The 10,836-nt window shown below is 44.2% G+C and carries 11 protein-coding genes; 6 read left to right on the top strand and 5 right to left on the bottom strand.

Annotation, left to right across the window (positions count from 1 at the left end; all coding sequences use genetic code 11):
* The coding region (locus AC3WJJ_RS17205) for an alpha-helical endospore appendage domain-containing protein (protein ID WP_492542565.1) at positions 1-990 on the bottom strand (990 nt) is incomplete at its 3' end.
* Positions 991-1,218: 228 nt separating this feature from the next.
* On the opposite strand from AC3WJJ_RS17205, the gene AC3WJJ_RS17200 reads away from it, so the two are divergent.
* Positions 1,219-2,820 (top strand): ATP-binding protein, encoded by a 1,602-nt coding sequence (locus tag AC3WJJ_RS17200; RefSeq protein ID WP_492542563.1) that lies wholly within the window; start codon positions 1,219-1,221, stop codon positions 2,818-2,820.
* A gap of 50 nt (positions 2,821-2,870) precedes the next feature.
* Here the strand turns inward: AC3WJJ_RS17200 and AC3WJJ_RS17195 are convergent, their stop codons facing one another.
* Together AC3WJJ_RS17195 and AC3WJJ_RS17190 are read right to left on the bottom strand one after the other, a co-directional pair.
* Complete coding sequence (locus tag AC3WJJ_RS17195) at positions 2,871-3,809, bottom strand: cation diffusion facilitator family transporter (protein ID WP_492542561.1); 939 nt, start codon at positions 3,807-3,809, stop codon at positions 2,871-2,873.
* A gap of 98 nt (positions 3,810-3,907) precedes the next feature.
* A complete protein-coding gene (locus tag AC3WJJ_RS17190; RefSeq protein ID WP_492542559.1) occupies positions 3,908-4,714 on the bottom strand; it encodes a DUF6597 domain-containing transcriptional factor in 807 nt (268 codons plus the stop codon).
* A 131-nt stretch (positions 4,715-4,845) separates the two neighbouring features.
* Between AC3WJJ_RS17190 and AC3WJJ_RS17185 the strand changes: the two genes are divergently transcribed.
* Positions 4,846-5,295, top strand: a complete 450-nt coding sequence (locus AC3WJJ_RS17185) for an SRPBCC family protein (RefSeq protein WP_492542557.1) — start codon at positions 4,846-4,848, stop codon at positions 5,293-5,295.
* A gap of 79 nt (positions 5,296-5,374) precedes the next feature.
* Here the strand turns inward: AC3WJJ_RS17185 and AC3WJJ_RS17180 are convergent, their stop codons facing one another.
* Positions 5,375-6,229 carry an AraC family ligand binding domain-containing protein gene (locus tag AC3WJJ_RS17180; RefSeq protein ID WP_492542555.1) on the bottom strand — a complete coding sequence of 285 codons (855 nt, stop codon included), beginning with the start codon at positions 6,227-6,229 and terminating at the stop codon, positions 5,375-5,377.
* A 184-nt stretch (positions 6,230-6,413) separates the two neighbouring features.
* Here AC3WJJ_RS17180 and AC3WJJ_RS17175 point away from each other — a divergent pair, with 184 nt between their 5' ends.
* Positions 6,414-6,761, top strand: a complete 348-nt coding sequence (locus AC3WJJ_RS17175) for a hypothetical protein (protein WP_492542554.1) — start codon at positions 6,414-6,416, stop codon at positions 6,759-6,761.
* Between the two features lie 81 nt (positions 6,762-6,842).
* On the opposite strand, the gene AC3WJJ_RS17170 is transcribed toward AC3WJJ_RS17175, so the two are convergent.
* A complete protein-coding gene (locus AC3WJJ_RS17170; protein WP_492542552.1) occupies positions 6,843-7,691 on the bottom strand; it encodes a YitT family protein in 849 nt (282 codons plus the stop codon).
* 372 nt (positions 7,692-8,063) lie between these two features.
* Here AC3WJJ_RS17170 and AC3WJJ_RS17165 point away from each other — a divergent pair, with 372 nt between their 5' ends.
* The 3 genes from AC3WJJ_RS17165 (at position 8,064) to AC3WJJ_RS17155 (ending at position 10,751) form a co-directional block, all read left to right on the top strand.
* On the top strand, positions 8,064-8,504 hold the full coding sequence (locus tag AC3WJJ_RS17165; RefSeq protein ID WP_492542550.1) for an Rrf2 family transcriptional regulator: 441 nt from the start codon (positions 8,064-8,066) through the stop codon (positions 8,502-8,504).
* 73 nt (positions 8,505-8,577) lie between these two features.
* Entirely contained in the window at positions 8,578-9,216 is a 639-nt protein-coding gene (locus AC3WJJ_RS17160; RefSeq protein WP_492542548.1) for an NAD(P)-dependent oxidoreductase, read from the top strand.
* 203 nt (positions 9,217-9,419) lie between these two features.
* A complete protein-coding gene (locus tag AC3WJJ_RS17155; RefSeq protein WP_492542546.1) occupies positions 9,420-10,751 on the top strand; it encodes a hypothetical protein in 1,332 nt (443 codons plus the stop codon).
* The last annotated feature ends 85 nt before the right edge of the window (positions 10,752-10,836 follow it).

Genomic DNA, 10,836 nt, shown 5'->3' with positions numbered 1-10,836 from the left:
GGTAGCGCCAGTAGCACCAGTAGCTCCAGTGGCACCAGTGGCTCCAGTGGCACCAGTGGCACCAGTAGCCCCAGCATCGCCAGTAGCGCCAGTAGCTCCAGTAGCTCCAGTAGCGCCAGTAGCCCCAGTAGCGCCAGTAGCCCCAGTAGCACCAGTAGCTCCAGTAGCACCAGTAGCTCCAGTAGCGCCAGTGGCTCCAGTGGCACCAGTAGCCCCAGTAGCGCCAGTAGCCCCAGTGGCACCAGTAGCACCAGCGTCGCCAGTAGCGCCAGTAGCTCCAGTGGCACCAGTAGTGCCGGTAGCGCCAGTTGCACCTGGATCTCCAGTAGCGCCAGTAGCTCCGGTAGCCCCAGTAGCGCCAGTAGCACCAGTAGCACCAGTAGCACCAGTAGCACCAGTAGCCCCAGTAGCTCCAGTAGCGCCAGCGTCGCCAGTAGCGCCGGTAGCGCCGGTAGCGCCAGTTGCACCTGGATCTCCAGTAGCGCCAGTAGCGCCGGTAGCGCCGGTAGCGCCAGTTGCACCTGGATCTCCAGTAGCGCCCGTAGCCCCAGTAGCGCCAGTAGCACCAGTAGCACCAGTAGCGCCGGTGGCACCAGTAGCCCCCGTAGCGCCCGTAGCTCCAGTAGCCCCAGTCGGACCAGTAGGACCTCCTGAAGGTCCAGTTGGCCCTGTAGGACCGGTAGGACCAAATAGAACAGAAGCACCTAATGCACTATCCAATTTGGATTGAAGGAACAGTTGGTTTTTGACTGTAGAGTCGAGCGTGGCACGAACACTTTGGTTAATAGCGAGTAGGTCGCTAATTGTTGCTGGGGGTCCAGTTAACCCCGGAAGTGTACCTAAAACGTATTGCAGTTTCTCTCCTTCAGCGTTTAGTATATGGCTTAATCCTAATTCCTCAAGAGCTATGGAGGATAGGATTAGATTAATAGCGTCTTCTCTAGTGACTGTAATAGTAGGAGTAATATTTGGAAGATTTGCTTGAGACATAGAACCGCTCCTTTCTATCAGGGATTTAACAACATTGTATTCATCGTAAGAGCAAGGGTTCGGTTAAATGTACTAGGCAAAAGCACAATTGCAGGAGGAAACATGATTCTCATATATAAATTCTAAGTAAAAAGATCATAAGAATGATAATGAACTATAGACATAAGGATGTTAGAATAGAAAAATATGGACTAATAAATATACAGCATGATAAATGAGGTATGTCACGTGGAAAGCTCATACATAGATTTAACGGATGAAGAGATTATACGGGAATCCAAACGAAAATGTAGAGACATGGGGATGGCACCAGATCAAGTGCCGATACTCACTGATCGTTTTACTTATGAACAACTAGTTGCAAGACAGAAGCTGTATATGGACTGCATTGAGGTTATTCACTTCTTCGTTGATAAGTTTCTGGCGTCTGTATCCGATTCTTCAATCGTCATTTCAGTTACGGATTACCAAGGTTATATCCTCGAGGTCATGGGAAGTTCTTCTATTATAAATGAGGTGAAAGGGCTTGGTATTGAACCGGGAGTACGATTCAATGAAGACGCTGGAACGAACTCCATGGATCTATGTCTTCGCAGCCAGCGCGCCTTCCAATTAATCGGCCCAGATCATTATCACGATTTTCTTCAGCAGCTGGCTTGTTATTCAGCTCCGTTCTATTGTCAAGGTGAGAAAACGGTTGCAGGCACGATATCGATCATGACAGATGTGGAGACAGCTCATCCTCACCTTATGTTAATACTGCGTACGATCGCTGACTCCGTAGAGCGGGAATTAATGCTTCGTAAGCAGAATAGCCAGCTTCACATTTTGAATCAAATGCTCTTGGATACGAATTATTACGGTGTAATGATTACAGATGTAGAAGGCAAGATTGTTCAAATCAATGATATCTGTATGAATATATTAAGTCTTAGCTCAGAGGATAAAGATGCTTACCTTGGTTCTTCCGTATTCGCTATTCATGAAGTGGGTTGTTACTTCAGCCACGTCATTGAACATCAGACTCAGGTCGTAGGTGAAGAGATACTGATAACGGACAATGGAAATGTGCGCTACTATATCCTTGATGTTCTTCCTGTATATAATCATTACGGTGTCTTGACCCGAGTTGCGGGAAGCCTGCGTGACATTACCGAGATGAAGAACACAGAGGAAGTGCTAAGGAATACAGAGAAATTAGTCTTTGCGGGCCAGATTGCGGTGAGTATTGCACATGAGGTGCGGAATCCTTTAACTACAGTAAAGGGCATGCTCCAGCTGTCCAATCAGGATGCGAATCTGCGTCATTATAAATTAATCATGTCTGAGATTGAGCGAATGAACCTTATCGTTGGGGAATTTTTGATTCTTGGTAAACCGCAGGCCATTCATTTCAAGCAAGAACAGTGTGACACCATATTAAGAGAGGTATTGAGTGTATTTGGAATTCAGGCTGCACTTAATCACGTAGTGATTCGGACAGAATGTGTCCAAAGTCCGGTGATTACATGTGATCGGAATCAGATCAAACAGATCTTTTTGAATATATTGAAGAACTCGATAGAAGCACTCCCTTTCGGTGGCAATATTGATATCATGCTGTATGAAGAGCGCGGTTATCAGGTTATATCCTTCGTAGATAATGGATCAGGCATGACAGAAGAAGTGCTGCAGCGGATTGGTGAGCCATTCCATACGACGAAGTCGGAGGGCAATGGGCTTGGTATGATGATCGTTCAGAAAATTCTGAATACCCATAAGGGTCATATGCTTATCTCAAGTACAGTAGGGGAAGGTACGACTGTAAAAATACATCTCCCACTGAACTGAAAAAAACGCCAGCTTACCTAAGCTGGCGTTTTTTTTATATAAAGGCCGTCTCATACTTTGAATTCGGCATGGGCAATATGCGATTGTTCAACTTGAATGGTGGTGTGTTGTATCTTAAATTTCTCTTCGATTAACGTTATTGCCTGTTGAAGTACCTGCTGACTATCCACATGATCCTCAATGACGAGATGACAGCTCAGGGAGTCGAGTCCTGAGGTGATGGTCCAGATGTGCAGATCATGGACATTTGTAACACCGTCAATATTCTTCAGGGTTTGAGTCACTTGCTGCTGATCTATCGTAGCTGGTGTACCTTCCATGAGTACGTGAATGGTCGTTTTGATCACATTCCATGCTCCCTTCAAGATGAGTAGGGCAACAAAGACGCTGACGATTGGATCGGCAATATACCACCCGAACGCCCACATGAGAAGTCCGGCTACAATGGCTCCGACAGAGCCTAGAGCATCTCCGATAACATGAAGATATGCACTTCGGACATTAATATTGGAATGGATATCACTCTTCCGAGTTAAGGACCATGCGCTGAGCAGATTAGCAAGAAGTCCAATGGATGCAATTAGCATCATAGAGCCGCTGGCGACAGTAGGAGGTTCTGTGAACCGCTGGTATGCTTCCCAGCAAATAAATCCGGCAATAATAAAGAGCGAAATTCCGTTGAAAAGCGCGGCTAAAATCTCAAACCGGTAAAATCCATAAGTCTTATTGGGTGAAGCGGGTCTAGTGGCGAACCACATCGCTACCAGACTGAGAACAAGCGCTCCAGCATCACTAAGCATATGTCCAGAATCGGAGAGAAGTGCCAGACTGTTCGTAATCAGTCCTCCAAAAAATTCTAAAACCATAATGCTTGCAGTAATAACAAGGGCGATGATAAGTCCTTTGGCGTTATTCTTGCCTCCAAATCCATGTGTATGCTGATGTCCGTGGTCGTGTCCGTGATGATCATGACTGTGTGAATGACTCATCTTTATTTCCTCCAGACTTATATTTATATATGAGCAATTACTCATATACATTATGTATTACAATTCGGTGGAATGTCAACTCATCATTTTTTGTTCGATTAATGAGGGTTGCGCATGTACTCCTCCGGTGTTTTGCCCACTATGGATTTAAAATCCCTAATGAAATGAGACTGGTCATAGTAACCCAGATCCATAGACAATTTTACAAGATCATCGTATGTCTTGTAATCCAATCTCTCAGCTGCATGTTGCAGCCGATACAGCTTGATGACCCATTTGGGGTGCACACCAACATACTGGCTGAACATGCGTTGAAGTGATCTTTTGTTTAACTGGGCAAACTCACATATCTGTTCAACGGAAGTGAGATCAGGGTTCTGGATAATATGATCTATAATCCGATTGATAAGATTCACCGTATTGTCAGGTGTAGGCAGGATAGGGAAGAGTAATTGCTCGATATTCGTTACCATACGCTCCGGTTCTTGTTGTGTTAGGACACGTTCCTCCATTACTGTAGAGTCGATATGGAGTACGTCTACAGTTCCAATGGATTTACCTGTAAGACTAGAAATAGGCTTTCTAAAAAAAGGATAAAATCCCCCAGGCTTAAACTTAATACCAAATACAAATCCTTTACCCTCCAGATGATGCGAATGAACGCCTTTGGAAACGCCATAAATCGCTGTTTTACCAGGTTCTACAACGAGATTGACACAAGGATTAGGAACGACATCCTGATCATGTGGAGGCATCCCAGTTAAGTCCCAATGAATCATCCAATAATGCTTAATAAACGGGCGGAATGTTTCGGAAGGATTGTGACGAGTAAGATTGAATTTGTGGCTACCGTTCTCTCTTAGGTTCAATACGCCCAAGCTGGGTTGGGGTGGATAAGTGGCCATAACCGATTCTCCTAACCTTGTGGTATTGTCGCGTTTTTACAATACTCGCACTATTTAATAGGATATACTCATCTTATCAACGTAAAAAGAGTCTAGTGAACGTATTCTTTTATGAAAAAGGAGTCGATCTTGTGGAACTGAAGTATGATTTCTATATTAATGCGGATAAGGAGAAAGTATGGGATACGCTGGTTTCCCCTGAAGGCACACGGAGTTCGTTTTTCGGCTCAGTCCTGAAATCATCCTTTGTGGTTGGCGAGCCGTTTGAGTATGTGGGTCCAGGAGCTGAGGGTGATGATACGGTTCATGTATATGGTACAGTGGTGGCCTATGAGCCGCAACAGAAGCTGAGTCTTATCGAGCACCCCGGACCTGCTTATCATTCGAATCACGCAGAGCTTGAGTCGAGGATGACATTCACACTGGATATGGTAGGGAATTGTACGAAGCTGACCCTTGTTAATGATCACTTTACAGAGGGGCACCCCTCATATGAAAAAGCAGCTGATGCATGGTGGATGATTCTAAGTAGTATTAAAACGTATGCAGAAACAGGGAAGACGCTTGATTTTGGTTGGTAGATAAGAAAAGCTAATATATGACCACTCCAACGGAAAGAAGTTGGAGTGGTTTAGTCATGTCTAGAGGAAGAAAGCTTGCTTAGCTCTCTAAGGTTATTCTGGAGTTTCGAGGTGATAGGCCAGTAACCTTTTTGAACATTTTGGAGAACAGGAATGGATCATTATAGCCAACGGATCTAGATATATCACTAATGGATAACTCTTTATTCTTGAGTAGTTCAGCAGCACGATTCATCCGGTATTCAAGCAGGAAATTTTGGAGGGATGACCCGAATTGAGCCTTGAAAAGTCCAGATAAATAAGTCCTGTCAAGACCGACGAAATGTGCGATATCCATCACGCTAATTTTCTGGCTATAGTTGTTCTCTATAAATTCTATCGCTTGCTGCACATAGATCTCCTTGGAGACCGAAGGCTTAGATTGGGCTGATGATTCAGGAGAGTGTTGAATAAGCTCTGCCATCAGGCGGTATAGAATGCTTAGACCAAGCACATCTCGCATGCGCTCCCTGCTGATTTCCATGAGTTCGTCGTGATAGGTTTCAAAGCTGGAAGGGCCCAGCGTTTCTTGTCTGTTGTCAATTTGGAAGATCGGATGCTCTGATGACAAATGTGATCTCTGTAAGAGAGACTTGGCATGAAGCCCACGAAATCCGAACCAAGAGTAGATCCACGGGTCTTGTTCATCAGCACGATAGTATACCACTTTACCTGGAGGAATAAGGAATCCTTGCCCTGTCTGCAGATGATAAGTTTCCTCGTTGATGGAAAAGACCCCTCTGCCACTGTGGATGTAATGAATAATGTAACTATCTCGAAGCCCAGGACCCCAAGAGTGGCCAGGAGCACATATTTCTTTGCCGAAGAATAATAGACTCAGGTCCATCTGTCCCTGTGGTAAGGAGCTAGCGAGATCCACATGAATGCTTTGCATCTTGAAGCGCACCTCCTGCATGAAGAGCCTGTTAATCTAAGTTCTATTCTAATATAAGAGTATGACTTTTTGATACAATGAACCATACACTTTATTCCTTTACAGCGATCGGTTAAGCTTTATTTAGGGACGTGAATTAGAGTGAAAGATTCAGCAGGGGAGAAGGGGAGGAGATGTTACAATGATGGATCGACCCTTTAGCATCTTAATTCGTGAAGAAATGAAGACGGTAGAAATGATTATTCGAGGAACATTTAAAGCGCAAGAGTACGAGGACTTTGTACAGGATTACCTTGCCAAAACCTCTTCTCTTGACGGGAAGCAATACGTGCTCAAGGTAGATTGTAAAGGAATGGATTTACTTACACCAGGAGAGGTGGAGAAACTGCAAGGGTCGTTTAGAAGATACAGAGAAACCGGATTTCATAAAGTAATCTTCGTTATTACACCTGTACAATCCATCTTACAAATGCAGCTAGAACGTGTGGCACGAAGCACAAGGCTTATGAACATTGAGGTTGTCATTAAATAACCAATAAATAAAAGCAGTCGACAATGCTTCCTGTTTGTCGACTGCTTTTGTATATATACAAATCTATGAGTGAACTCAAGTTTAAACTTTTGTACTGCTTGCTTTATACCCCTTACCTATGAGTTCATGAACATTATGGATCGTTACATAGGCATGCTCGTCAATATCGGACACCATGTTCTTTAGTTGAACGACTTCTTGTTTACTGATGACGATATATAACACCTCTTTGCTGGATCCGGTATAACCACCGCGCCCTTCAAGAATTGTCAGTCCTCTAGACATGGTGGTCGTAATGCTCTGCAACACTTGGTCAGGTTGGTTGGAAATGATAAGTACGGCAACGCGTTCGTTTAACCCTTCCACCATGAAGTCGATAATCTTAGCACCTACATACACGGCAATGAGTGTGTACATGGCTTTTTCCTGACCGATGATGAGCACGGAGCCTAAAATGACGGCAACGTCAATGATCAACATGCCTTTACCGAGGCTCCACCCCCAGAAGGAATTAGCCAGCCGCGCCAAGATAGCAGAGCCCCCTGATGTACCACCGGTGCGGAATATGAGTCCAAGTCCGAGACCGACGAACAGACCTGCAAATAGTGCGGCAAGAAGTGTATCTGCGTGAGGGGCAACCTCAAGAAATTCCGTTAACCGGAGAAATACAGACGTTAATATGATAGAGGTTAAGGTGTAAATCGTAGTTTTTTTGTCGAAATAACGGTAGCCGATGGCTAGTAAAACTCCATTCAATATAAAGTTGACCACACTCGGAGACCATTCAAATAAATAGTATGTAACGACGGTGATTCCGATAATGCCACCCTCAGATAACCGATTGGGTATAGAGAAGTAGTTGATTCCAATAGCGAATAATAGAGATCCTGCAATGAGTAATAAGGCATCTTTAAGATGTTGTTTTGTCATAAGGTAGCGCCTCCCACATGACATTGTACACCAGTAATACAGATAGGGGCACTGCGATGAAATAAAGGGGGATTTGGGGCAGGAATTTGTTCGACAGGATATCAATTGGATGATTCTGAAAGTACTAGAGGAGGAAGGAATTAAGCTTGCTTGTCCGTCCCAGAGGATTTTTGTAGAGAATGAATCCGAATCGCGGAAGTACTCTAATGAGCCGATGACATCTAGCTAATATAAGAATATGGTTGTATGAATGTGATCTTTTGCTTGGGTTAATTTTTATTTGATGTAAGTAGAATAGCTGGATTCTAAAAGATCTTGCATTTAGATCTCGTTGTAATTATAATGGTTACATCGAAAGGGTGTAACAAAATCATGAAAATTAGCAGTCGATTTACAGTCGCTGTACACAGTTTATCGCTTATTCATATGTCGAGGGATGCCCACTGTACATCTGAATGGATTGCAGGCAGCGTGAATACGAATCCGGTCGTCATACGTAACGTTCTAGGGAAATTAAAGAGAGCAGGTCTAGTTAACGTTCGTGCGGGCGCAGGAGGAGCATATCTGATCAGAGAACCTGAGGATATTAGCTTACTAGACATTTACCGAGCGGTTGAGGTTGTGGAAGAGGGAGAGCTTTTTCACTTTCATGATGCGCCGAACCCACAGTGCCCTGTTGGGGCCAATATAGAGACGGTTCTAAACATCATTTTAATTCGGGCCCAAGACGCCATGGAGAATGTGCTGAAAGAAGTACGTTTAAGCGATTTAGTACAAGGACTGACATCTGAAATTCAAAAAGCAGCCAACTAATTTTTTTTGATATTGTTGTAATGATGTAAGTTACAACGTTACACCGAATGTTAATCAAATGGAGGAATTACTTATGAAAATTGCTATTATTGGTGCTAGTGGCAAAGCAGGTTCACAAATTTTGAAAGAGGCTCTTGAAAGAGGGCATGAAGTGACAGGGATTGTTCGAGATGGGGCCAAAATTACGGATCATGAGGTTCTTGTTATCGAAAAGGATATTTTCGAGCTTACCTCGGATGACCTGACAAGTTATGACGTGGTTGTGAATGCCTTTGGAGCAACACCTGGTAATGAGTCTCAACATGTGAAATTGGGTAGATTGCTGATTGAAGGTCTACAAGGTGTTTCAGGGACACGGTTGATCGTTGTCGGTGGTGCGGGTAGCTTGTTCGTTGACGAAGCAAAAACCGTACGGGTGATGGATACACCAGATTTCCCGAGGGAATTCTTGCCGACCGCTCAGAACCAAGGACAGAACTTGAAGGATTTACAGCAATCTGAAGGTATTCAATGGACATTTATTAGCCCTTCTGCATTTTTCGATCCTGAAGGCCAAAGAACGGGAGCTTATGAGGCTGGAAAAGATCATCTGCTTGTAAACTCTAAAGGTCAAAGTTATGTTAGTTATGCGGACTATGCAATTGCAGTTCTAGATGAAATTGAGCGTTCAGAGCATGTGAATGAACGATTCACGGTTGTATCGGAATCATAATTACAGCATCCTCGTCCTCTCGATATAGGAGTGGTCAGAAGAATTTATAATTTAAAGCACCTATTAGGGTGCTTTTTTATGCAGATCTATCGATTGATTTCTATAACTTGCCAAAACTTTATGAAGAGGTATGATTTAGGTAGATGTTACTGCTTGTTAGTGGCAGTAATCTAAATAGGGAATTTAGCAGGAGCGTGCTGTCTATGACAGATAGAAATCATGTTGAGCAGATTCGCATCGGAATAATTGGACCTAAAGGAATCGTGGATAAGATGATGAAGGTCATTGATACATTTCCTTCTTTTGCACCTGTACCGCTTGTGTTTGAGCATGAAGACGAGGCACCAATCCTTGCGGAACAGGTTAGTGGCGATGTTGAAGTGCTGCTCCTCTCAGACCCCTTGTCCCATCGTAAAGTGAAAGAGAATACGAAGCTGAGGATGCCTGTGCATCATGTTCCGGTAACGGATGCTGGATTATATAAAGCGCTCTTCTTTGCGCAGGGATCTGGACAGCTTAAGACGGGCATTTCTGTAGATACATTGACCGAACTGATGGTAAGACGAACACTTAAAGATATGGATATTATGACCTTAGAGAGCTTGATTTATGACGGACCCGCCTATGCTTCCATCATGAATCTGATATCCTTTCATGAGACGAACTACCATTCGGGGAAGTGTTCTATCGCCTTTACAGGTATGGTGTCGGTAGCAAACGCGCTTACGAATAAGGGAATACCCAATGTATGGCTGCTTCCTTCAGAGCAAGATATCATTGTATCTTTGGAAAGAGCATTATTGTCTACAACCTCACGCCGGAACAAGGAAGGGCAGATTGTTGTCGGAATGATTAACGTAGATGATTTTGGCACACAAGCGCTGAGACGAAATAACGAACATGAAGTACAGAAGCTGAAGCTGGACATTCACCGCATGGTGCTCGATTATGTGGAATCTTTAGATGGATATCTCACTCATATGGGTGGAGATGAGTACCTGTTCTTTACAACCCGCGGGATCTTCGAGCGGGAGACGGGTGGATATAAGACAATTCCTCTGGCCAAAGACGTGAATAAGACGCATGGAATATCGCTCAGTATCGGGATGGGATTCGGGCGCACAGCAAGCGCTGCAGGTACAAGTGCGCGAATTGCCATGAGAAAGGCGAAGGAGGCAGGGGGGAACGCTTGCTTTATTGTCCGTGAGGACGGCAACTTGATCGGTCCATTGGAGATGGCAGACCCTGTTCAAGACGTCTTATCTTCTACGGATGCATCCCTCATCAAGTATGCAGAGGATGCTGGAATGACAAGTGCCTACCTTAGTAAGCTGCTTCATCAGCGTGCCCGTTTTGGCAAATATGAATACAAGGTGCATGAGCTGGCCAACCTGCTCGACATAACTGTGCGAAGCGCACATCGCCTGCTTCTGCTCTGGATTGATAACCATCTGGTAGAGATATCAGGACTTGAGAAAGTTCCCCGCGGTAGACCGAGACAAATATTCCGATTCACTTTTTTACATAAAGAATGATGATCAAGCTTAGTCTTTGTCCTTAAATGTTTAGGGGATAAGTATCGGTAAATCATACTCTCAGGGTTCTCTATTTAAAGACGAT

It is taken from the genome of Paenibacillus sp. FW507-14B1B (assembly GCF_058781425.1).
The sequence above is the reverse complement of the archived record's forward strand: the minus strand, read 5'-3'. Positions and strand labels throughout refer to the sequence as shown.

Coding starts and splice junctions, on each gene's coding strand:
- AC3WJJ_RS17195 (WP_492542561.1), bottom strand. CDS start 3,809: ATGAGTCATTCACACAGTCATGATCATCACGGACACGACCACGGACAT.
- AC3WJJ_RS17190 (WP_492542559.1), bottom strand. CDS start 4,714: ATGGCCACTTATCCACCCCAACCCAGCTTGGGCGTATTGAACCTAAGA.
- AC3WJJ_RS17180 (WP_492542555.1), bottom strand. CDS start 6,229: ATGCAAAGCATTCATGTGGATCTCGCTAGCTCCTTACCACAGGGACAG.
- AC3WJJ_RS17175 (WP_492542554.1), top strand. CDS start 6,414: ATGGATCGACCCTTTAGCATCTTAATTCGTGAAGAAATGAAGACGGTA.
- AC3WJJ_RS17170 (WP_492542552.1), bottom strand. CDS start 7,691: ATGACAAAACAACATCTTAAAGATGCCTTATTACTCATTGCAGGATCT.
- AC3WJJ_RS17165 (WP_492542550.1), top strand. CDS start 8,064: ATGAAAATTAGCAGTCGATTTACAGTCGCTGTACACAGTTTATCGCTT.
- AC3WJJ_RS17160 (WP_492542548.1), top strand. CDS start 8,578: ATGAAAATTGCTATTATTGGTGCTAGTGGCAAAGCAGGTTCACAAATT.
- AC3WJJ_RS17155 (WP_492542546.1), top strand. CDS start 9,420: ATGACAGATAGAAATCATGTTGAGCAGATTCGCATCGGAATAATTGGA.